At 69.7% G+C, this 21881-nt stretch carries 22 protein-coding genes; 9 read left to right on the top strand and 13 right to left on the bottom strand.

Annotation, left to right across the window (positions count from 1 at the left end; all coding sequences use genetic code 11):
• Positions 1–133 precede the first annotated feature (133 nt).
• The 3 genes from ACK4TT_RS11910 (at position 134) to ACK4TT_RS11900 (ending at position 3685) form a co-directional block, all read left to right on the top strand.
• On the top strand, positions 134–1642 hold the full coding sequence (locus tag ACK4TT_RS11910; RefSeq protein ID WP_410213041.1) for a DEAD/DEAH box helicase: 1509 nt from the start codon (positions 134–136) through the stop codon (positions 1640–1642).
• 113 nt (positions 1643–1755) lie between these two features.
• The gene (locus ACK4TT_RS11905) at positions 1756–2808 is read left to right on the top strand and encodes a GGDEF domain-containing protein (RefSeq protein ID WP_409637112.1); all 1053 of its coding nucleotides are present in this window, start codon (positions 1756–1758) and stop codon (positions 2806–2808) included.
• Between the two features lie 82 nt (positions 2809–2890).
• Positions 2891–3685, top strand: a complete 795-nt coding sequence (locus tag ACK4TT_RS11900) for an enoyl-CoA hydratase/isomerase (RefSeq protein WP_409637109.1) — start codon at positions 2891–2893, stop codon at positions 3683–3685.
• A 1-nt stretch (position 3686) separates the two neighbouring features.
• On the opposite strand, the gene ACK4TT_RS11895 is transcribed toward ACK4TT_RS11900, so the two are convergent.
• Genes ACK4TT_RS11895 through ACK4TT_RS11855 form a run of 9 tightly spaced genes read right to left on the bottom strand, consistent with a single transcriptional unit; the run spans position 3687 to position 10815 of the window.
• Complete coding sequence (locus tag ACK4TT_RS11895) at positions 3687–3959, bottom strand: 2TM domain-containing protein (RefSeq protein ID WP_410213040.1); 273 nt, start codon at positions 3957–3959, stop codon at positions 3687–3689.
• A 46-nt stretch (positions 3960–4005) separates the two neighbouring features.
• Positions 4006–4401 carry a HesB/IscA family protein gene (locus ACK4TT_RS11890; protein WP_409637103.1) on the bottom strand — a complete coding sequence of 132 codons (396 nt, stop codon included), beginning with the start codon at positions 4399–4401 and terminating at the stop codon, positions 4006–4008.
• Positions 4401–4763: an SUF system Fe-S cluster assembly protein gene (locus ACK4TT_RS11885; protein WP_409637100.1), complete on the bottom strand. Its 363-nt coding sequence runs from the start codon at positions 4761–4763 to the stop codon at positions 4401–4403. The genes ACK4TT_RS11890 and ACK4TT_RS11885 overlap by 1 nt, the downstream gene beginning before the upstream one ends.
• A 6-nt stretch (positions 4764–4769) precedes the next feature.
• Entirely contained in the window at positions 4770–5984 is a 1215-nt protein-coding gene (locus tag ACK4TT_RS11880; RefSeq protein ID WP_410213039.1) for an aminotransferase class V-fold PLP-dependent enzyme, read from the bottom strand.
• Positions 5984–7012, bottom strand: coding sequence for a Fe-S cluster assembly protein SufD (sufD, locus tag ACK4TT_RS11875; protein ID WP_409637094.1), 1029 nt, complete (start codon positions 7010–7012; stop codon positions 5984–5986). The genes ACK4TT_RS11880 and sufD overlap by 1 nt, the downstream gene beginning before the upstream one ends.
• On the bottom strand, positions 7009–7755 hold the full coding sequence (gene sufC, locus ACK4TT_RS11870; RefSeq protein ID WP_409637092.1) for a Fe-S cluster assembly ATPase SufC: 747 nt from the start codon (positions 7753–7755) through the stop codon (positions 7009–7011). The genes sufD and sufC overlap by 4 nt, the downstream gene beginning before the upstream one ends.
• Entirely contained in the window at positions 7755–9224 is a 1470-nt protein-coding gene (gene sufB / locus ACK4TT_RS11865) for a Fe-S cluster assembly protein SufB (RefSeq protein ID WP_409637089.1), read from the bottom strand. The genes sufC and sufB overlap by 1 nt, the downstream gene beginning before the upstream one ends.
• Positions 9224–10381, bottom strand: coding sequence for a cysteine desulfurase family protein (locus ACK4TT_RS11860; protein ID WP_409637086.1), 1158 nt, complete (start codon positions 10379–10381; stop codon positions 9224–9226). The genes sufB and ACK4TT_RS11860 overlap by 1 nt, the downstream gene beginning before the upstream one ends.
• Positions 10378–10815 (bottom strand): Rrf2 family transcriptional regulator, encoded by a 438-nt coding sequence (locus tag ACK4TT_RS11855; RefSeq protein ID WP_409637083.1) that lies wholly within the window; start codon positions 10813–10815, stop codon positions 10378–10380. Before ACK4TT_RS11855 ends, ACK4TT_RS11860 begins: the two co-directional genes overlap by 4 nt.
• 161 nt (positions 10816–10976) lie before the next feature.
• Between ACK4TT_RS11855 and ACK4TT_RS11850 the strand changes: the two genes are divergently transcribed.
• Both ACK4TT_RS11850 and ACK4TT_RS11845 read left to right on the top strand, forming a co-directional pair.
• Positions 10977–11627 (top strand): alpha/beta hydrolase, encoded by a 651-nt coding sequence (locus tag ACK4TT_RS11850; protein ID WP_409637080.1) that lies wholly within the window; start codon positions 10977–10979, stop codon positions 11625–11627.
• The gene (locus tag ACK4TT_RS11845) at positions 11624–12001 is read left to right on the top strand and encodes a YybH family protein (protein ID WP_410213038.1); all 378 of its coding nucleotides are present in this window, start codon (positions 11624–11626) and stop codon (positions 11999–12001) included. The genes ACK4TT_RS11850 and ACK4TT_RS11845 overlap by 4 nt, the downstream gene beginning before the upstream one ends.
• Positions 12002–12346: 345 nt before the next feature.
• Here ACK4TT_RS11845 and ACK4TT_RS11840 read toward each other — a convergent pair whose 3' ends face one another.
• The 4 genes from ACK4TT_RS11840 to ACK4TT_RS11825 all read right to left on the bottom strand — a co-directional run bounded on the left by ACK4TT_RS11840 (position 12347) and on the right by ACK4TT_RS11825 (position 18035).
• Positions 12347–13645, bottom strand: a complete 1299-nt coding sequence (locus ACK4TT_RS11840; protein ID WP_410213037.1) for an O-acetylhomoserine aminocarboxypropyltransferase/cysteine synthase family protein — start codon at positions 13643–13645, stop codon at positions 12347–12349.
• Between the two features lie 44 nt (positions 13646–13689).
• Positions 13690–15501 (bottom strand): flavin-containing monooxygenase, encoded by a 1812-nt coding sequence (locus ACK4TT_RS11835; protein ID WP_409637068.1) that lies wholly within the window; start codon positions 15499–15501, stop codon positions 13690–13692.
• A 111-nt stretch (positions 15502–15612) separates the two neighbouring features.
• A complete protein-coding gene (locus ACK4TT_RS11830) occupies positions 15613–16914 on the bottom strand; it encodes an amidohydrolase (RefSeq protein ID WP_410213036.1) in 1302 nt (433 codons plus the stop codon).
• Between the two features lie 11 nt (positions 16915–16925).
• Positions 16926–18035 (bottom strand): anhydro-N-acetylmuramic acid kinase, encoded by a 1110-nt coding sequence (locus ACK4TT_RS11825; RefSeq protein ID WP_409637063.1) that lies wholly within the window; start codon positions 18033–18035, stop codon positions 16926–16928.
• Positions 18036–18225: 190 nt separating this feature from the next.
• Here ACK4TT_RS11825 and tyrS point away from each other — a divergent pair, with 190 nt between their 5' ends.
• From tyrS to ACK4TT_RS11805, 4 genes are all read left to right on the top strand, one after another.
• Positions 18226–19548, top strand: a complete 1323-nt coding sequence (gene tyrS, locus ACK4TT_RS11820; RefSeq protein WP_410213035.1) for a tyrosine--tRNA ligase — start codon at positions 18226–18228, stop codon at positions 19546–19548.
• A 14-nt stretch (positions 19549–19562) separates the two neighbouring features.
• A complete protein-coding gene (locus tag ACK4TT_RS11815) occupies positions 19563–20024 on the top strand; it encodes a peroxiredoxin (protein ID WP_409637057.1) in 462 nt (153 codons plus the stop codon).
• 182 nt (positions 20025–20206) lie between these two features.
• Complete coding sequence (locus ACK4TT_RS11810) at positions 20207–21376, top strand: peptidoglycan DD-metalloendopeptidase family protein (protein WP_409637345.1); 1170 nt, start codon at positions 20207–20209, stop codon at positions 21374–21376.
• Positions 21348–21761, top strand: a complete 414-nt coding sequence (locus tag ACK4TT_RS11805; RefSeq protein WP_410213034.1) for a polymer-forming cytoskeletal protein — start codon at positions 21348–21350, stop codon at positions 21759–21761. The genes ACK4TT_RS11810 and ACK4TT_RS11805 overlap by 29 nt, the downstream gene beginning before the upstream one ends.
• The last annotated feature ends 120 nt before the right edge of the window (positions 21762–21881 follow it).

The raw sequence follows: 21881 nt of genomic DNA, 5'->3' as shown, positions 1-21881 counted from the left end.
AGGAAGCGCATTGCCCCGCGCGCGTTGACTTGAGCGAGGCCCGCCGTATGTTCCGCGCGCGCGGCGATGTCCGCACGCGCCGCCGCGTTGCGCCAGCCTAGTCTCCGGGCGGCCGCCGCCCCACCGGTAACTGATGACCGAATTCTCCGATCTTGGCCTCTCGCCCGCGACCCTGAAGGCCGTCGCCGACACCGGCTACACCACCGCGACCCCCATCCAGGCGCAGGCCATTCCCGTGGCCCTGCAGGGTCGCGACGTGCTGGGCATCGCCCAGACCGGCACCGGCAAGACCGCCGCCTTCACCCTGCCCATGGTCGACCGGCTGGCCGCCGGCCGGGCCAAGGCGCGGATGCCGCGCGCGCTCGTCATCGCGCCGACCCGGGAGCTGGCCGACCAGGTCGCCGCCTCGTTCGAGAAGTACGCCAAGGACCAGAAGCTCTCATGGGCCCTGCTGATCGGCGGCGTGTCGTTCAAGGACCAGGAACAGAAGCTGGACCGCGGCGTGGACGTGCTGATCGCCACGCCTGGCCGCCTGCTCGACCATTTCGAACGCGGCAAGCTGCTGATGACTGGCGTGCAGATCATGGTCGTCGACGAAGCCGACCGCATGCTGGACATGGGCTTCATCCCCGACCTCGAACGCATCTTCAAGCTGACCCCGGCCAAGAAGCAGACGCTGTTCTTCTCGGCGACCATGCCGCCCGAGATCACCCGGCTCACCAAGCAGTTCCTGAACGATCCCCTGCGCATCGAGGTCTCGCGTCCGGCCACCACCGCCGAGACCATCACCCAGCACCTCGTCCGTATCCCGACGACCGATCCCAAGGCCAAGCGCACGGCGCTGCGCGAGTTGATCGGCCGCGCCGAGGTGAACAACGGAATCGTCTTCTGCAATCGGAAGTCCGAGGTGGATGTCGTCGCCAAGTCGCTGAAGAAGCACGGCTTCGACGCCGCCGCGATCCATGGGGACCTCGACCAGGCCACGCGCATGCGGACCCTGGAAAGCTTCCGCAACGGCGCGCTCAAGCTGCTGGTCGCCTCGGACGTGGCCGCGCGCGGCCTCGACATCCCGGCCGTCAGCCACGTCTTCAACTTCGACGTCCCGCACCACGCCGACGACTACGTCCACCGCATCGGCCGGACCGGCCGCGCGGGACGGACCGGCGAGGCGTTCATGATCGTCACGCCCGCCGACTCCAAGAACCTCGACAAGGTCCTGAAGCTGATCGGCAAGACGCCCGAGGAGGTCACCCTCGACCTCGACTGGGCCAACATCAAGGACGAACCCCGCCCCGGCCGCGGCCGTGAGCGCGGCGGACGCGAACGGGGCGGACGCGAGCGCGACCGGCGGCCGCGCGGGGAGCGCGCGCCGCGTGACGAGGCCGCGACGGAAACCCCGGAGGCCGCCGAAGCGCCTGCCCGGCCCCGCCGCGAACGCGCTCCCGAACCCGTCCGCGCCGAGCGGCCCGAGCGCGCGGAACGTCCGGAACGCACCGATCGGCCGGAACGCAGCGAACGTTCCGAGCGCGCAGAGCGCGGCGGACGCCGGCGCGAGCGCGAAGACGGCGACCGGGTGGTGGGCTTCGGCTCGGATGTCCCCGCCTTCCTGCAACGTCCGCCCCCGCGCTCAACCGACGGCTGAATGGGTCGGCGCCCGCCGGCCCGTCTTAACCGGGCGTTTGGGGGTCGCCCCTAAGCTCCGCCATGGCTTGCCGCGCGTGAGCGCGCCGCCGGCCGGGAGTTGAAGGCGCGACCATGTCTGCGGATGTCGAAACTTCGCTGAGGGGCCCGAAGGCCTACGAACTGGCCCGGAAGGCGATCCAGGCCATGGAGGCCCACCAGGTCTGGCCGACGGCCCTGAACTTCGAGCTCTGGGTCCACTACGTCGCCGCCAAGGGCTCGGCCCTGGCCGCCGAGATCGACACGATCATCGAGTCCGGCGAGCCGTTCACCGATGAGGTCGGCGAGCATCTGGCGGCCCAGTTCCTGCCCAAGGCCAAGCTGAACGGCGAGATCCTCGAAGCCGGCCAGACCCTTTCCAAGGAACTGGACAGCGTGTCGCGCGCCATCGAATCCGCCCGCGAGACCAGCGAGGCCTATGGCCAGCAACTGGCCAGCGCCAGCGAGTCCCTGGACGGCGACGACGCGGCCGCCATCAAGACCATGGTCGAGACGCTCACGGTCGCCACCCGCAAGGTGCGCGAGGAGAACCACGCGCTGGAAACCCAGCTCCACGACACCACCGCCGAGCTCGGGCGCCTGCGCGAACACCTGGAGCAGGTCCGCCGCGACGCCATGACCGACGCCCTTTCGGGCCTGGCCAACCGCAAGGCCTTCGACGAGGCCCTGGAGCGCGCCAGCGCCCAGGCCGAGCAGGCCGGCGAGACCGTCACCCTGGCGGTGATCGACATCGACCATTTCAAGAGCTTCAACGACACCTGGGGCCACCAGACGGGCGATCAGGTGATCCGCTACGTGGCGAGCGTGATCGGCCGCGCCAGCGGCAATCCCCGCTTCTCCGCCCGCTACGGCGGCGAGGAATTCGCGATCATCTTCCCCGGCGAAAGCGCGCGCAGCGCCCTGGCTGTGCTGGAGGCCGTCCGCGAGGAGGTTTCGTCCCGCATCCTCAAGCGCCGCTCGACCAACGAAGACCTGGGCGCCATCACCATCTCGGCGGGGATCGCCGAACGGAAGCCGGGCGAGGCCCCGGCCAGCCTGATCGAGCGAGCCGACAGCGCGCTATACGCCTCCAAGCGCGGCGGCCGCAATCGCACCTCCTGCGCCGACCCGATCGCGGCGGCGGCGTAAGGCTTTCGGGCTGACATTTTCCCTTGGCTGACGCCGGGGTATCCTCCGTTCAATCGGCCGAAACGGTTCGCGGGAGGATGCGATGGACGGGGCTCAAGCCGCCAGCAAGGTGAAGACGTCGATCGAGAACGGCGTGGGCGTCCTCACGCTTTCGGACCCCTCGACCCTGAACGCCGCCGGCATGGAGCTGATGGCCGACCTCGTGGCGGCCTTCCAGGCTCTGGAGGACGACGACACCGTCCGCGCCATCGTGCTCACCGGCGAAGGCCGCGGCTTCTGCTCCGGCGCCAACCTTTCGGGTGGCCGCACGTCGGATTCCGGAAAGGGCCCGAACCAGGCCCTCCTCAAGGTCTACAACCCCTTCGTCACCCAGCTCCGCCGCTCGAAGAAGCCGCTGGTCGCCGCCGTGAACGGCGTGGCGGCCGGCGTCGGCGTCTCGCTGGCGCTGGCCTGCGACCTCGCCGTGGCCGCCGAGAGCGCCTACTTCCTGCTGGCCTTCCGCCGCATCGGCCTGGTGCCGGACGGCGGCGCAACCTGGCTGCTGCCGCGTCTTGTGGGCAAGGCGCGCGCCATGGAGCTGATGCTGCTGGGCGAGAAGCTGCCGGCCAAGACGGCGGCGGAATGGGGCCTGATCAACAAGTGCGTGCCCGACGCCGAGGTGCTGCCGGCCGCCATGGCCTATGCGAAGGCCCTGGCCGAGGGGCCGGCCTCGCTGGGCATGACCCGCAACCTGGTGTGGGACGCCCTGGATGCGCCCTGGCACCTGCAGCTCGAAGCGGAGGCCTATTCGCAGGGCGACGCCGGCCGCACCGAGGATGCGCGCGAAGGCGTCATGGCCTTCATCCAGAAGCGCCCGGCCAAGTTCACGGGGCGCTGAGTCAGCGCTTCTGGCGCAGCTTCTCCAGCTCGGCTTCGATCAACCGGTCCCGGGCCCCCTCCCCGTCGAGGTAGACCACGGCGGCGTGGGCGGCGAGGCCTATGCCCCAGCCCATCATCGGCCAGTAGAACCACCAGTGGCCGGGCGAGGTCAGGAAGTTGATCAGGAAGAGGCCTGCGTTGACGATCGCGTAGGCCAGCAGGTGGCTGCGGAAGCCAAGCTTCATGTCGGCGCGGCGGGTGGCCAGCCGGCGCAGTTCGACATCGTCGGTCATGTCGTGCACCCCGTGTCTCGGGGGAGCATAACGCGGGTCGGCGGACCTAATCCAGCTTGGCCGGCTGGATCGTGACGCTCTCGCCGCAGCCGCAGGCGTCGGTCTCGTTCGGATTGTGGAACACGAACTTCGCCGAGAGCCTGTTCACTTCGTAGTCGATCTCGGAGCCGATCAGGAACAGCACCGCCTTGGGCTCCACGAGGATGGTGACGCCCTTGTCCTCCACCACCTCGTCGAGGGGATCGGCGGCCTCGGCATACTCCAGGACGTACTCCTGACCGGCGCAGCCGCCGTTCTTCACGCCCACCCGCAGGCCCACGTAGGGCTTCTCGCCTTTGGCCAGGATCTCGCGCACGCGCTCGGCGGCGCGGTCGGTGAGCGTGACCACCTTGGGACGCGGACGCCGCTGGCGCGGCTGGGGGGTGACTTCCAGGTTCGCCATCAGAACATGTTGAGCTGGAGCTTGGCCTCGTCGCTCATGCGCGAGGGGTCCCACGGCGGATCGAACACCAGCTCGACCGTGGCCGAACGGATGCCGGGAATCTCCATGATCGCGTCCTGGACCCAGCCCGGCATCTCGCCGGCGACGGGGCAACCCGGCGCGGTCAGGGTCATTTCGACCGCCACGTCCTTTTCGTCCGAGATGTCGACCTTGTAGATGAGGCCCAGCTCATAGATGTCCACCGGGATTTCCGGGTCGTAGACCGTCTTCAGCTTCTCGATCAGCTGATCGGTGAGCTGGTCGAGCTCCGCCTGGGAGAGCGGCGCCACGGGTGGGGTCTCGATGGTGGATCCGTCGTCCATGGGTCTCTACGCGAAGAAGGCCTGGGTCTTGGTCAGGGCGTCCACGAAGGCGTCCGCCTCGTGCTCGGTGTTATATAGGGCGAACGAGGCCCGGGCGCTCGACGTCACGCCGAAACGCCGCATGAGCGGCTCGGCGCAGTGCGTTCCGGCGCGGACCGCCACGCTGTAGCGGTCCAGGATCTGGGCCACGTCGTGGGCGTGGGCCCCGTCGACGGTGAAGGAGAGGATCGCCCCCTTCCCTTCCGCCTCGCCGATCACCTTCAGCCAGTTGGCGCCCGAGAGCCCATCGCGGACCCGACGGTAGAGCCGGTGCTCGTGCTCGGCGGCCGCCAGGCGGTCCATGCCCGACAGCCAGTCGATGGCCGCGCCCAGGCCGATGGCCTCCAGGATCGGCGGCGTGCCCGCCTCGAAGCGGTGCGGCGGGTCGGCGTAGGTGATCTCGTCCATCGAGACGGTGGCGATCATCTCACCCCCGCCCTGGTACGGCGGCAACGCGCGCAGGAGCTCGGCCTTGCCGTACAGGATGCCGATGCCGGTGGGGCCGTAGAGCTTGTGGCCCGAGAAGACGTAGAAGTCGGCGTCGACGTCCTTCACGTCCACCGGCTTGTGGACGATGGCCTGGCAGCCGTCGAACAGCACCCGGGCGCCGGCCTCATGGGCCATGCGGGCCAGATCCTTGGCCGGGTTGATGGTGCCCAGCACGTTCGACATGTGCGACAGGGCCACGACCTTGGTGCGCGGCCCCAGCAGGCTCTGGAAGTGGTCGAGGTCCAGCGCGCCGTCGTCGGTGACCCGCACCCACTTCAGGACCACCCCCTGTCGCTCGCGCAGGAAGTGCCAGGGGACGATGTTGGCGTGATGCTCCATCTCGGAGATCACCACCTCGTCGCCGGGCTCCAGGCCGGCGCCCAGGCCGGCGGCCACCAGGTTTACCGCCTCAGTGCCGCCCTTGGTGAAGACGATCTCGCCCTCGTCCGCCCCGATGAACGCCGCCACCTTCCGGCGCGCGGCCTCGTAGGCGTCGGTGGTCTCGTTGGCCAGGGTGTGCAGGCCCCGGTGGACGTTGGCGTAGGAGTGCTCCATCGCCCGCGTCATGGCCTCGATGACCGCCCGCGGCTTCTGAGCCGAGGCGGCGCTGTCCAGGTAGACCAGCGGCTTGCCGTGCACCTGGCGCTGGAGGATCGGGAACTCGGCGCGGATCGCCTCGACATCGAAAGCCATCACGCGCCCCTCAGCCGTTCTGAGACCCAGGCGGCCGCCTGCTCGCGCGCCGCCTCGTGGCCGATGCGCTCGACGACCTCGCCCACGAAGGCCTCGGTCAGCATGGCCCGGGCCTCGGGCTCAGGAATGCCGCGCTGGCGGGCGTAGAACAGGGCGTCCTCGTCCAGGGCGCCGATCGTATTGCCATGGGCGCACGAGACGTCGTCGGCGTGGATCAGCAGCTCCGGCTTGGCGTCGACCTCGGCCCGGTCCGACAGGATCAGGGCGTGGTGGCCCATCCGGGCGTCGGTGCGGTCGGCGCCCTGCGCCACCACGATCCGCCCCTGGAAGACGCCGCGGGCCTGGTCGCGGACGACGCCCTTGGTCAGCTGCCGGGTGATGCCGTCCACGGCCTCGTGGGTGACGACCGTCGTCAGATCGGCGTGGCGCTTGCCGTCCAGCAGGTAGGCGCCGTCGAGCCGCAGTTCGGCGTGGCCGCCGGGATGGTGGACGATGGTTTCCAGGCGCTGGCGGCGCGCGCCGCCGGTCAGCACAGTCTGGGCGAAGTCGGCGCCGGGCTCCAGCCGAACCTCGGCCTGGCTGACCGACACGCCCTCGGCGTCATCGCCGGCCAGCACGATCCGCTCGACGACCGCGCCTTCGGCGATCTCGAACGTGAGCTCCGCGTGGGCGAGGTAGGCCCCCTCGCCTTCATAGCTTTCCAGCAGCGTGAGCCGCCCGCCGAGACCCACGGCCACGGCCACGCGCGCGGCGTGCGAACCGGCGCCGCGCGACACGATCCGCAGCGCCACCGTGCGGCTCCCGCCGGCGTTCACGCCGATCCGGGTATCGCCGCCATTGGCCACGGCCACCACCTCGTCCGCCAGAGCGTCGAACGGCCCGGATGCCGTTGCAGCGGGATCGAGCGGTTCCGACGGCGGCGGGACCTCGCGGACCAGGCCGCGCAGGTCGGTCCAGCGCCAGTCCTCGTCGCGCTTGCCGGGCAGCTCCGCGGGGTCGCGGGCGCGGATGGCGGCGGCGACGCTCAAGCGGCCCTCGCGTACTTGTCGTAGCCTTCGCGCTCCAGCTCCAGCGCCAGCTCGGGGCCGCCCGAGGCGACGATCCGGCCGGCCGACAGCACATGGACGCGGTCGGGTTTGATGTAGTCCAGCAGGCGCTGGTAGTGCGTGATCACCAGCATGGCCCGGTCCGGCGAACGCAGGGCGTTCACGCCGTCGGCCACGATGCGCAGGGCGTCGATGTCGAGGCCGGAATCCGTTTCGTCCAAGATGAGGAAGCGAGGCGAAAGCATCGCCATTTGAAGGATTTCCATCCGCTTCTTCTCACCACCGGAGAAGCCGACGTTGAGCGCCCGCTTCAACATGTCGAAGTCGATCTTCAACTCCGCCGCCTTGGCCTTGGCGAGCTTCAGGAACTCAGGCGCGGCGACCTCGGGCTCGCCGCGCGCCTTGCGTTGGGCGTTCAGGGCCGTGCGGATGAAGGTCAGCGCCGGAACGCCAGGGATCTCCAGCGGGTACTGGAACGACAGGAAGACGCCCTTGGCGGCGCGCTCGTCGGGCGCCAGCGCCAGCAGGTCCTCGCCGTCCAGGGTGGCCGCCCCTTCCGTGACCTCATAGCCCTCGCGGCCGGTCAGCACGTAGGACAGCGTCGACTTGCCCGCCCCGTTCGGCCCCATGATGGCGTGCACCTCGCCGGCCGGGACATCCAGGGAGAGCCCTTTGAGAATCTCCTTGCCGTCGACGGCGGCGTGCAGGTTCTTCACGGACAACATCAGCCGACACTTCCTTCCAGGCTAATCGCCACCAGCTTCTGGGCCTCCACGGCGAACTCCATCGGGAGCTCCTGCAGCACGTCCTTCACGAAGCCGTTCACCAGGAGCTGGACCGCCTCCTCCTGGGACAGGCCGCGCTGCATGGCGTAGAAGAGCTGGTCCTCGGAGAGCCGCGTGGTGGTGGCCTCGTGCTCGAACACCGCCTGGCCGTTGCGGGCCTCGATGTAGGGCACGGTGTGGGCCGCGCAGGACTTGCCGATGAGCAAGGAGTCGCACTGGGTGAAGTTGCGCGCGCCCTTGGCCTTCGGGTGCGCCGAGACCAGGCCCCGGTAGGTGTTGGAACTCTTCCCGGCGCTGATGCCCTTGGAGATGATCCGCGAGCGGGTGTTGGGGCCCAGGTGGATCATCTTGGTGCCGGTGTCGGCCTGCTGGCGGCCGTTGGTGATGGCGATGGAGTAGAACTCGCCCACGCTGCCCTCCCCGCGCAGGACGCAGGACGGGTACTTCCAGGTGATGGACGAGCCGGTCTCGACCTGGGTCCAGCTCACCTTGGCGCGGTCGCCGCGGCAGTCGGCCCGCTTGGTCACGAAGTTGTAGATGCCGCCCTTCCCGGTCTCGGGATCGCCCGGGTACCAGTTCTGGACGGTGGAGTACTTGATCTCGGCGTCGTCCATGGCGACCAGCTCGACCACGGCGGCGTGGAGCTGGTTCTCGTCGCGCATGGGGGCCGTGCAGCCCTCCAGGTACGAGACGTAGGCGCCCGCGTCCGCGATGATCAGGGTGCGCTCGAACTGGCCGGACTCCGCCGCATTGATGCGGAAGTAGGTCGACAGCTCCATGGGGCAGCGCACCCCCGGCGGCACATAGACGAAGCTGCCGTCCGAGAAGACCGCCGAATTGAGGCAGGCGAAGTAGTTGTCGCTGACTGGCACCACCGAGCCCAGGTACTTCCTCACCAGGTCGGGATGCTCGCGGATGGCCTCGCTCATCGAGCAGAAGATGACCCCCGCGGCGGCCAGCTCCTTCTTGAAGGTTGTGACCACGCTCACGCTGTCGAACACAGCGTCCACGGCGTAGCGCGGCGCGCCCTCGACGCCGGCCAGGACCTCCTGCTCCTTCAGCGGGATGCCCAGCTTCTTGTAGGTCTCCAGGAGTTCGGGATCGACTTCGTCGAGGCTCTTGGGCCCCGCCTTCTTCTTCGGCGCGGCGTAGTAGTGGGCGTCCTGGTAGTCGATGCGGGGGAAGCTGACCTTGGCCCAGGTCGGCTCCTCCAGCACCAGCCAGCGGCGGTAGGCCTCCAGCCGCCACTCCAGCATCCACTCGGGCTCGCCCTTCTTGGCCGAGATGAAGCGGATGACGTCCTCGTTCAGGCCCTTCGGCGCGAACTCCTGGTCGATGTCCGTGACGAAGCCGTGCTTGTACTTCTCGAGGCTCTGGACTTGCTCGACGGTCTGCTTGACGGCGGCCATTACGCTTCCGCTCCCGCGGCCGCCGGCGCGCGCCGCGCCGCATGCCGCTGATGGGCCTCCAGCCAGGCGTCGGCGAACCTGTTCCAATCGGCCTCGGTGGTGCCCCAGCCCCCGCTGACCCGGATCGCGCAGCCGGCGAGCTCGCCCTGGTCCATGGCGGTGAGCACGTGGCTGGCCTTCATCTTGCCCGACGAACAGGCCGAGCCCGCGCTGACCATGACGCCGGCCAGGTCCAGGGCCACGACCTGCAGGTCGCCCGGGAAGCCCGGCGCGGCCACCTGCAGGGTGTTGGGCAGGCGCGGCGCGCCGTCGCCCATGACCACGGCGCCCGCCGCCTTCAGCCGCTCGGCGGCGGCGTCCCGCCAGGCCGCCTGGGCCCCGGCGTCGGCCAGGTGTTCGGCGGCCAGGCGCGCGGCGGCGCCCAGGCCCGCGATGCCCGGGACGTTCTCGGTGCCCGCTCGGCGGCCGCGCTCGTGGCCCCCGCCGTGCTGGCGGCGCACCAGCGTCGCGCCCGGTCCGAAGGCCAGGACGCCCACGCCCTGGGGCGCGCCCAGCTTGTGGCCGGAAAGGGTCAGGGTGTCGGCGCCCTGGGCGTCCATCCCCACCGGAATCTTGCCCACCGCCTGGATGGCGTCGACGTGCAGCCAGCCGCCCGCGGCGTGGACGATGTCGGCGGCCTCGCGCACCGGCTGCACCACGCCGGTCTCGTTGTTGGCCAGCATCAGGGCCACGAAGGGCCGACCGTCGGCGGCGTCCCAGCGGGCCAGCCGCTCGCGCAGCCAGTCCAGGTCGGCGACGCCGCGCCGGTCCACCGGCAGGTATTCCACCTCGGCCGACGAAGCCCTGGCCGCCTCGAGGATGGTGGGGTGCTCGATGGCCGAGACGATCAGGCGCCGCGAGCCGGTCGCCACGGCGCTGTCGATGGCGAGGTTGTTGGCCTCGGCGCCGCCGCTGGTGAAGACCACATTGGCCGCCGCAGCCCCGATCAGGGCTGCCACCGCCTCGCGGGCGTCCTCCATTACCGCGCGCGCGGCGCGGCCGGCCGCGTGCACGGATGACGGATTGCCGCCCAGTTCCAGGGCCCGCATGACCGCCTGGGCCGCCTCGGGGCGAACCACCGCGGTGGCGTTCCAGTCGAGATAGATGCTCTTGCTCATGCCGCCTGCCGCGCGGCGCGCAGGCGCCCGCCGATCACGTCCGCCAGGGTGACGGAGGAAAGATAGGTTTCGATCTGCTGGCCCAGGTCGGCCCACAGGTCATGGGTGAGGCACCGCTCGCCCCTGGTCATGCAGCCCTTCCCCGCCGCCGAGCAGCGGGTGGCCCGCAGGGGCTCGTCCACCGCGTGGACGATCTCGGCGATGCTGGTCTCACCCGCGGTGCGGGCGAGGCGATAGCCGCCGCCGGGACCCCTGGCGCTCTTCACCAGGCCCTTGCGGCGCAGGCGCGCGAAGAGCTGTTCCAGGTAGGACAGCGATATCTCCTGGCGGGCGGCGATGTCGGCCAGCGCCACGGCGCGGGCGGCCTCGCCCTCGCGCCGGGCGAGGTCGGCCATGGCCATGACGGCGTAGCGGCCTTTCGTGGAGAGACGCATGGCTTTGGGCTCAATGCAGTTTTCGCGCGCATCCGGAGCGGCCTGTGCTACAAGCCGGCGCTTCGCGCGGGCCCTCGGCGGACCAACCGCATCCGGATGGTCGCGACTTAGGAAGACCTAGTGCAGCAGTCAAGTATTCAGGACCGATAAGAGGGGTCTAGATGCCAGAGGTGGTTCTGACCGGCGCGGCCGGGCGGATCGAAGGCCGTTACACGCAGGGCAAGAGCGAGACCGCCCCGGTCGCCCTCATCCTGCACCCGCACCCCAAGGCGGGCGGCCAGATGAACAACCCCGTGGCGGTGCAGCTCTTCCACATCTTCATGAAGCGCGGCTTCTCGGTGCTGCGCTTCAACTTCCGCGGCGTGGGCCGCAGCCAGGGCGAGTTCGACGGCGGCATCGGCGAGCTGGCCGACGCGGCGACCGCCCTCGACTGGCTCCAGGCGACCAACCCGGCCGCCTCCCAGTGCTGGGTGGCGGGTTATTCCTTCGGCGCCTGGGTCGGCATGCAGCTCCTGATGCGGCGCCCCGAGACGGACGGCTTCATCTCGGTCTCGCCGCCCACCAACGCGTACGACTTCTCGTTCCTGGCCCCCTGCCCGGCTTCGGGCCTGATCCTGCATGGCGGCGCGGACACCGTGGTGCCCCCGGTCGAGGTCGAGCGCGTGGTGTCCAAGCTGCGCACTCAAAAGGGCATCGTCATCGACTACGAGGTGATCGACGGCGCAAGCCATTTCTGGATGGAGAACCTGCCCGACGTGGAAAGCCACGTCGGCGCCTATCTCGACAAGCGGCTGGCCGCCAACCCGGCGTGACGACGCCGCAGGACGCCATCCGCGCGCGGCGGCGCCTGACCAACAAGATGATCGCCGCCCATGACGCGGCGCGCCTGCGGCCGTTCTTCGCCCCCGACGTGAAGCTGATCGTCGGTGACGGCGGGCTGATCCTGGGCGTCGAGGCGGTCATCCAGGCCTTCGCCGGCCAGTTCGCCGACGCCGATTTCATCACCTACGTCCGCGAAGCCGACACGGTGAAATTGGACGCGGCCGGCGCCCGCGCCGCCGAGCACGGTCGCTGGACCGCCCGCTGGAAAACCGGCGACATGGGCGGGACCTATCTCGCCGCCTGGCGCAAGGTCACCGGCCAGTGGGTGATCGAGAGCGAGCTCTACGTCACGCTGACGGACTAGAACCGCCGCGGATACGTCCGCTCCAGGGCCGTGGCGGCGAAGGCCGCGAGGACGGCTGACCTCCTGGCGGTCATGGGATCTGGGGCAAGCCCGCCCAGGATTGCGCCTTGCGGCGTGGTCAGCCGCCAGGACCAGACCTCGCCGGCGTCTCCGGTATCCCGCCGCCGGCGATCCGCAGCTTGCCCCGACCCTCGTAAAGCGCCCGGAACAGCGCCCGGGGCGAGCGCGAGAGCAGCAACACGGCCGCCACCCTGTCGCCCACCATGACGGGCCGGGCGGCGCGCCGGGAAGGGATGCGCGGTGCAGAGGCCACGCGCATCCCATGCAGGTCGCGTGCAGGCGCCCTTAAGCCAGCGCCGCGTCCAGGGCCTGATCGAGATCGGCCAGGATGTCGTCGATGTGCTCGATGCCGATGGAGAGCCGAACATAGCCGGGCGAGACGCCGGTGGCGGCCTGTTCCTCGGGGCTGAGCTGCGAGTGGGTCGTGGACGCCGGATGGATCGCCAGGCTGCGGGCGTCGCCGATGTTGGCCACGTGGTAAAATAGCTTTAACGCGTCGATGAATTTCCGGCCCGCTTCCACGCCGCCCTCCAGCTCGAAGCCCAGGAGGCCGCCGTATCCGCCCTTGAGATACCTGTCGGCCCGCGCCCGGGCCTCGCCCGACTGCTGCGAGGGGTGGATGACGCGGGTCACGCCCTTGCGCCTGGCAAGATGGTCGGCCACCGCCTGGGCGTTGGCGCAATGGCGCTCGATCCGCAGGGCCACCGTCTCCACGCCCTGGATGAGCTGGAACGCATTGAAGGGCGACAGCGCCGCGCCCAGGTCGCGCAGCAGGATCACCCGGGCCCGCAGGATATAGGCGATGGGCCCCAGCGGCTTCACCGCCTGGGTCCAGACCGCGCCGTGGTAGGACGGGTCGGGCGTGTTCAGCAGCGGCTGGCGCTCGGGATTCGCTTCCCAGTCGAAATTGCCGCCGTCCACGATCAGGCCGCCGATCGAGGTGCCGTGGCCGCCCAGGTACTTGGTCGCCGAATAGACGACGATGGCGGCGCCGTGCTCCAGCGGCCGGCAGAGCAGCGGCGCGGCCGTGTTGTCCATGATCAGGGGCACGCCGAACTCGCGGCCGATGGCCGCCACCTCGGCGATCGGGAAGACCTCCAGCTTCGGGTTCGGCAGGGTCTCGCCGTAGTAGGCCCGGGTGCGCGCGTCGGTGGCGCGGCGGAAGTTCTCCGGATCGGCGGGATCGACGAACCGCACCTCGATCCCCTGGTCCTTCAGGGTGTTGGCGAACAGGTTCCAGGTGCCGCCGTAGAGCGCCGTCGAGCTGACCACGTTGTCGCCGGCCCGCGCCAGGTTCTGCAGCGAGAACGCCGAGGCCGCCTGGCCCGAGGCCACCGCTAGGGCCCCCACCCCGCCCTCCAGGGCCGCCACCCGCTGCTCCAGCACGTCGGTCGTGGGGTTCATGATCCGCGTGTAGATGTTGCCCATCTCCTGGAGGGCGAACAGCGACGCGGCGTGCTCGGCGTCGCGGAACTGGTAGGAGGTCGTCTGGTGGATCGGCACGGCGACCGAGCCGGTGGTGGGATCCGCCCGCCATCCGGCATGCACGGCCAGGGTTTCTGGGCGAAGGGTCTTCTCGGTCATCTCAACTCCTACTCAGATCGATCCGGCGCTCAGGGCCGCAATTTTCAGGCCGTCAGCTCCAGGCCCTTCAGATCGCCCTCGCCGCGCCAGGCCTCCAGCACCTTGGTGAAGGCGACGGGGCCCGCGCCGTACGAGCTGTTCTTCTTGCTCATCAGCTCGACCTTGCCTTCGTTGTTGTAGTAGCCGGGCGTGCATTCCCTGAGGAACTGCTCGCGCATCGTCGACAGCTTCACGATGGTTTCGACCCAGGCGTCCTCGGCCTCCTGGGCCGGCTCCACGATGCGGGCCTGGCGGTCCTTCGCCCCGCGGACGATGTAGGCGATGTGCTTCACCTGCTCGTTGATCATGTGGGGGAAGTTGGCGCTGAAGCCCGACTGCACGTTCGAGACTATGAAGCAGTTGGGGAAGCCCCGGCTCAGGACGCCGTGCAAGGTCGAGGCGCCGTCGCGCCACTTCTCAGTGAGCGTGAGACCGCCCCGGCCGCGCAGCTCGTAACCCGCGCGACGGGCATAGTCGGTGCCGACCTCGAAGCCGGTCGCATAGACCAGGCAGTCGATCTCGTACTCCCGGCCATTGGCCACGATGGCGCGCTCGGTGATCCGCTCGACGCCGCGTCCCTTCGTGTCCACCAGGGTGACGTTCGGCCGGTTGAACGTGGCCAGGTATTCGTCGTGGAAGCACGGCCGCTTGCAGAACTGGTTGTACCAGGGCTTCAGCGCCTCGGCCGTGGCCTTGTCCTTCACGACGGCGTCCACGCGGGCCCGGACCTGTTCCATCTTCTTGAAGTCGGCGAGTTGCATCAGTTCGGCGGGGTTCTCGACCGGCTCGCCGGCCATGGCCTTCTTGCGGGCCAGCAGCAGGATGTTGCCGATGATGTCGGTCCAGCCGTCGTTCACCAGGTCCTCGTCGGCGAAGCCGCCCGAAACCAGGATGTTGAAGTTGTCCATCCGGGCCTGCTGCCAGCCGGGCTGGAGGCTCCTCGCCCAGTCCGGATCGGTCGGCCGGTCGTTGCGCACGTCGATGGACGAGGGGGTGCGCTGGAAGACGTAGAGTTCCTTGGCCCACTGGCCCAGGTGCGGCACGCACTGCACGGCGGTCGCCCCCGTGCCGATGATGCCCACCCGCTTGTCCTTCAGGCCCACGAGGCCGCCCGAGGCGTCCCCGCCGGTGTACTCGTAGTCCCAGCGGCTGGTGTGGAAGGAATGGCCCTTGAAGCCCTCGATGCCCGGGATGCCGGGCAGCTTTGGCCTGTGCAACGGCCCGTTGGCCATGACCACGAACCGGGCCCTCATGGCGTCACCCCGGTTGGTCTTCACGATCCAGCGGGCGGCGTCCTCGTCCCAGGACAGGTCCGTCACCTCGGTCTGGAAGCAGGCGTTGTCGTAGAGCCGGAACTTGCGGCCGATGGCGCGGGAATGCTCCAGGATCTCGGGCGCCTGGGCGTACTTCGCGGACGGCATGTAGCCGACCTCTTCGAGCAGCGGCAGGTAGATGTAGCTCTCGATGTCGCAGGCCGCGCCCGGATAGCGGTTCCAGTACCAGGTGCCGCCGAAGTCGCCGCCCTTCTCGATGATGCGGATGTCGTCGATCCCCGCCTCGCGCAGCCGGGCGCCGGCCAGCAGGCCGCCGAAGCCGCCGCCGATCACGATCACCTCGACCTCGTCGGTCAGGGGTGCGCGGGAGAAACCGGGCGCGACGTAGGGATCGTCCAGGTAGTGGGCGAAGGCCCCCTTGATCTCGACGTACTGCTCGTTGCCGTCGCCCCGGAGGCGCCGGTCGCGCTCCTCCTGGTACTTCCGGGCCAGCGCATCGGGATCGAAGCCCAGGTCCTGAACCGTCGCCGCGTCGCCCGCCATGCCGTCCTCCCGTCCGTTATCGACGTTCAGGGTGACGAACGATCGTTTGAACGGCAAGCGTGACGTGGAGGGAAGGGGCCCTCCCGATGCGGGAGAAGCCCCGAAGACACCCTATTTCTTCGCGTTCGCCAGGTAGTCGAGGGCGGTGAGCGCCTGGGCGCGGACGCCGACCTCCATCGCACCCTCGTCCACGACGTTGAACATCGGCGAGTGGTTCACGCCGGGCGGGAAGCCGATGCCCAGGTCGTAGAACAGTCCGGGGACCTTCTGCTGGTAGTATGAGAAGTCCTCGGCGCCGGTGATGAAGTCTATGTCGTCCTTGACCTTGCCCTTGGCGGCGCGGGCGAGCGTCGGCTTCATCTGGGCCGTGAGCGCCGGATCGTTGGTGGTCACGGGGTTGGGCGTGCCCCATTCGATCTTGCCGCTGCCGCCGTAGCGGGCCGAGATGCTCTCCACCGCCTTCTCGGCGCGAGCCATGATGTCCTTGCGCAGCTCGGGGTCGAAGGTCCTGAGCGTTCCCGCCAGCGCGAAGTCGTCCGGGATGATGTTGTAGCGAACCCCGCCGTGCACCGTGGCCACCGTCAAGATGGTCGGGGTCCGGGTGACGTTGATCTGGCGCGCGGCGATCTGGTTGAAGGCCAGCACGATCTCGGCCTGCATCGAGGCGATGTCGATGCCGTTCCAGGGATTGGCGCCGTGGGTCTGCTTGCCCTTCAGCTTGATCTCGTAGCGGTCGGACGCGGCCATCATCGGGCCCGGCCGCCAGAAGAGCGAGCCCGGCTCTCCCGGCACCACATGCAGGCCGAAGACGGCGTCCACCTTGGGATTGTCGAGCGCGCCTTCCTTGACCATCAGCGGCGCCCCGCCCTCCTCGCCGATCGGCGGGCCTTCCTCGGCAGGCTGGAACAGGAAGACGACCGTTCCCGGGATCTGATCGCGCATCGAGGCCAGCACCTCGGCCGCGCCCATCAGGATCGCCACGTGGGCGTCATGGCCGCAGGCATGCATCACGCCCACCTTCTGGCCATTGTACTCCGTGGTCACCTTTGAGGCGAAGGGCACGCCCGTCTGCTCGGCCACGGGCAGACCGTCCATGTCGGCGCGAAGGGCCACCACGCCGCCGGGCTTGCCGCCCTTTAGCACGCCCACGAGGCCGGTCTTGGCCAGCGGCCGGACCTCGATGCCCAGCTTCTTGAGGTGCTCGGCCACCAGCTTCGAGGTGCGGACCTCGCGGTTGCCGAGTTCGGGGTGCTCGTGGATGTCGCGCCGCCACGCGACCACCTTGGGCTGGACCCTCGCCGCAGCGGTGAACACCGCCTGGTCGAACGCTCCTTCAGCCGTCTGCGCCGCGGCGGGCGCGGCCGTCCCCAGGACCAGCGCGAGCGCCGCGCCGGCGATCCAATGCCCCTTCATCCCCAAACTCCCTACTCCGGTTGAACGATGCGGCCGCCGGTCATGGGGATCGCCACGCCGGTGGTCTTCGGAAACGAGATCGGCAGGCCGCGCGCGCAGCGGGCCGCCAGATAGGCGAAGGCCTCGGCCTCGATGGAATCGCCGCGCCAGCCGTGGTCCTCGGCGGTCTTCACCGGCGCCGGCAGGCGGGCGGCGAGCGCCTTCATGATCTCGGGATTGTGCCGGCCGCCTCCGGTGACCACCACCTCGCTGGGCGTCTGGCCCATGAGCTCGAAACCCAGGCGCACGGCCTCGGCGGTGAAGGCCACCAGGGTCGCGCAGGCGTCCTCGAGCTGCAACTCCTCCACCGGATCGAGCGAGAAGTCGTAGCGGTCCAGCGACTTGGGCGCCGGCGCCTCGAAATAGGGGTGGGCCAGCAACGCCCGGACCACGGCCTCGTCCACCCGGCCCACGCTGGCGTAGCGGCCGCCGGCGTCATAGCGCCCAGCGCCGCGCTCCTGGACGAGCAGGTCGATCATGCCGTTGCCGGGACCGGTGTCGAAGGCCGCGAAGTCGCCCGGCCCGGACCAGAAGGTGACGTTGGCCACGCCGCCGACGTTCAGGATCGCCACCGGAGGCTCCAGCCCCGAGGCCCGGGCGCGGGCCAGGTGGTAGATGGGCGCCAGCGGCGCGCCCTCCCCGCCGGCGGCCACGTCGGCGGTGCGGAAGTCGAAGGCCACCGGCCGACCGGTGAGCCTGGCCAGCAGGGCGCCGTCTCCGAGCTGGCGCGTGCGCCCCACCACGCCCTCCTTTGGCCGTTCGTGCAGGACAGTCTGGCCATGCATCCCCAGGAGGTCGAACTCGGACCAGGAGAGGCCCTCCTTCGCCAGGAATTCCTCGGCGGCGGCGAAGTGCTCCTCGGCCACGACCCGCGCGGCCTCGGCGAAGATGGCCGGCTCGGGCGTTCCCCTCGCCCACTTCAGGGCCTGCCGCGTGGCCTCCAGCAGGAGGTCGCGCGTGGCCTCGGTCAGCTTGCGCTCGCCGGCCGGCCCGAAGGCCGAGATCGCCTCGCCGTCGGTCTCCAGCACCGCCATGTCGACGGCGTCGAGGGAGGTTCCGGTCATGAATCCCAGCACGCGCATGCGGCTTGACTGCCATGTCCGGGGACCGCTAGCTAGCCGCATGATCGAACGCGCCACCCGCACCGGCCGCTATTACCGCCTGCCCTAGACGCAGGCGACCGATCCCTCGCGCCTGCCCACCCGGCCGGCGCCCTCTCCGAGAAGACAGATGATGCGCCGGCCTCCTCACCTCGAAGGAGCCCTCGCCCCCATGTCCCTCGCAACGCCCCGCGCGCCCGTGCTAGAGCCCGCCCGTCCGCAGCCTGAGAGTCCCCCGATGTCCGAAGCGCCGTTCAAGTCCGAGTTCCTCAAGACCCTCCAGGCGCGGGGCTACATCCACCAGATCAGCCACCCGCAGGAACTGGACGAGGCCGCCGCCAGCGGCGTGGTGAAGGCCTACATCGGCTTCGATGCGACGGCCTCGTCCCTGCACGTCGGCAGCCTGATCCAGATCATGATGCTGCGCCGGCTCCAGCAGGCCGGCCACAAGCCGGTCGTGCTCATGGGCGGGGGCACGACCAAGGTCGGGGACCCCAGCGGCAAGGACGAGAGCCGCAAGATGCTCACCGACGCCGACATCGCGGCCAACATCGCCGGCATCCGGACGGTGTTCGAGAAGTTCCTGACCTTCGGCGATGGCCCCACCGACGCGGTGATGGTCAACAACGACGACTGGCTGTCGAAGCTGGGCTACGTCGAGTTCCTGCGCGAGTACGGACCGCACTTCACGGTCAACCGCATGCTGACCTTCGACTCCGTGCGCCTGCGCCTGGAGCGGGAGCAGCCGCTGACCTTCCTCGAGTTCAACTACATGCTGATGCAGGCCGTGGACTTCCTGCACCTGAACCGGACCCTGGGCGTGCAGCTCCAGATGGGCGGCTCGGACCAGTGGGGGAACATCATCAATGGCGTGGAACTGGTCCGGCGGATGGACCACAAGGCCGCCTTCGCCCTGACCACGCCGCTGCTCGCCACCGCCTCGGGCGCCAAGATGGGCAAGACGGCCCAGGGCGCGGTGTGGCTGAACGCCGACCTCCTCAGCCCCTACGACTACTGGCAGTTCTGGCGGAATACCGAGGACGCCGACGTCGGCAGGTTCCTGCGGCTGTTCACCGACCTCCCGCTCGACGAGATCGCCCGCCTGGAGAAGCTGCCCGGCGCAGAGATCAACGAGGCCAAGAAGGTGCTGGCGAACGAGGCCACCCGGATGCTGCACGGGGACGAGGCCGCCAAGGCCGCCGAGGCCGCCGCGCGCGCCGCCTTCGAGGAAGGCCGCCTCTCGGGCGACTTGCCGACCCATGAGGTCCCTAGGGCCGAGCTGGAGGCCGGGATTGCGCTCGCGGCCCTGGCCGCGGACGCGGGCCTCGCCTCCTCGCGCGGGGAGGCCCGGCGCCTGGCCCGGGGAGGCGGCCTGAGGGTCAACGACGCTCAGGAGACCGACGGGGCCCGCATGATCACCAGCGCCGACCTCGCGGACGGCGTGGTGAAGCTGGCCGCCGGGAAGAAGAAGATCGTGCTGGTGAAGCCGGTCTGACGAGGAGACGGAACATGACGCAGATCGCCGAAGGCGCCCCGGCGCCCGACTTCGAACTGGAAACCGCCGCCGGTCCTGTCCGCCTGGCCGACTTCGCCGGCAGGGCGCTGGTGCTCTATTTCTATCCGAAGGACGACACCAGCGGCTGCACCCGGGAGGCCCAGGACTTCACCGCCCTCGCCCCCGAATTCGCCAAGGCCGGCGTCACCGTGATCGGCGTCTCCAAGGACAGCGTGAAGTCGCACGAGAAGTTCGCCGCCAAGTACGAACTCGCCGTGAAGCTGGGCTCCGATCCCGAGGGCCAGGTGATCGAGCGCTACGGCTCCTGGGTCGAGAAGAGCCTCTACGGCCGCAAGTACATGGGCATCGACCGCTCCACCTTCCTGATCCGCGACGGACGGATCGCGAGGATCTGGCGCAAGGTGAAGGTTCCCGGCCACGCCCAGCAGGTGCTGGAGGCCGCAAAGGCCCTCTAAGCCACTGTGTCCGGACGGCCTCACCTGGGAACGTTTGCTCGGGGACGCCTGGACGGAAGACGATTCGAGGCGCAGCCTGCGGCGGCGCAACGCTTTTGGTTAAAATACGATCAAAGCGTCTTGCCTGCCCCGGAAAAGTGTTCGCATATCCCCTCCTGTCGCTTGGGAGCGGGGGCTTGGCGATACGCATGACACGCTTGGCGCGGCTTCGTCGTTCGCTGGAAGAACTGTTTCCGGAACGCCATCTCTACCTGCGTTCCGGCGGGGTCATGAAGGCCTTCGTCCTCACCCCTTCGAAACAGATGGCCATGGCCGGCGTGGTGGCGGGCGGCGCACTCTGGATGGGCGTCTGCACCGCGGCCATGCTGGTGAACCTGCTCTCCGCCTCGGCCACGGACCGCGAGATCGCCCAACTCAAGGCCCAGTCCGAACGCTATGTGGCCGACCGCCAGGCCCGCCTGGACAGCGCGCTCGCCCGCCTGAACGCCACGTCGGGCGCCAACGCCGACCTCGCCGCCAACATCGAGAAGCGCCACGCGGCGCTCGCCCTCCTCCTCACCGACGTCAAGGGCGCGCCCGGCGCCGCCGAGGCCCTGACCCCGGCCATCAACAAGGCGCTGGCCGGCGACTCCGCAAATCCCGTGCGGCGGGTGGAGATGGTCCGCCTCGGCCAGGAGCAGCTCCTGGACGCCGCCGATTCCTTCGCCAAGAGCCGCGCCGACCGGCTCCGGCTGGCGTTCCGCATGGCCGGCCTCACCCCCTCGGCCTTCGTGCCGAAGAGCGGGGCGCTGGGAGGGCCGCTGATCGAATCCAAGGACCCCCGGGCCCTGGCCGCCGTTCTGGACGTCGACGAGGACTTCGCCGTGCGCATCCAGCGCGCCGCGCGCGACCTCTCGGAGGCCCGCGCCCTGGCCGACGCCGCCGAGTCCCTGCCGCTGGGCCAGCCCACCACCGGTGCGAACCGCAGCAGCGGCTTCGGCGTGCGGTTCGACCCCTTCACCCGCCGGCCGGCCTTCCACTCCGGCCTCGACTTCGCCGGAGGCCGCGCGACGCCGATCCACGCGACCGGGCCTGGCGTGGTCTCCTTCACCGGCGTGCGGTCCGGCTACGGCAACACCATCGAGATCGACCATGGGCGGGGCTTGAAGACCCGTTACGCTCACCTGGCCTCCATCGGCGTCCAGCGCGGCCAGCGCATAGCGATTGGGCAAAGGATCGGCGCTATGGGCTCCACCGGCCGTTCCACTGGGACGCACCTCCACTATGAGGTATGGGTGAACGGTCGGGCCCAGAACCCGGGCCGCTTCCTCAAGGCCGGCGAGTATGTTTTCCAAGGCGACGAAGGCGGCTGACGCGCAAGGCAGCCAAACCCGCAAACCCACGGTCGCATCGCTCATCGCCCCCGGCGTGACGATCCGCGGCGACATCAAGGCGGCGGGCGACCTCCATCTCGACGGCGCGGTCAACGGCGACGTCGACGTCGAGCGCCTGACCATCGGCCCCACCGGATCGGTCGTCGGCGCCATCCGGGCGGATAGCGTGGAGATCCGCGGCCAAGTGTCCGGCGCCGTGACGGCGCGCCAGGTTCGCCTCAGCGCCACGGCCCGGGTGGACGGCGACATCAGCCACGCCGAACTGGCCATCGAGGCCGGCGCCCACTTCGAAGGCCGCAGCCTGACCCTGCCCGAGGCTCAGGCGACGGAGCCCGTCGCCCTGCTCAGCGCCGCCGCAGAATAGGCTAGGGTCTGGACCCATAAGCGGGATTCCGGACTTGGCCGAACAGTGCTTCAAGCTCTCAGAGGAGAGCGGGAATGACGGAATTCTGGCTGAGCGACGAGCAGTTCTCGCGGCTGAAGC

The sequence above is a fragment of the Phenylobacterium sp. genome, assembly GCF_046463815.1.
GTDB lineage: Bacteria > Pseudomonadota > Alphaproteobacteria > Caulobacterales > Caulobacteraceae > Phenylobacterium.
Note: the sequence above shows the minus strand (reverse complement) of the source record. Positions and strands in the feature narration are given on the sequence as shown.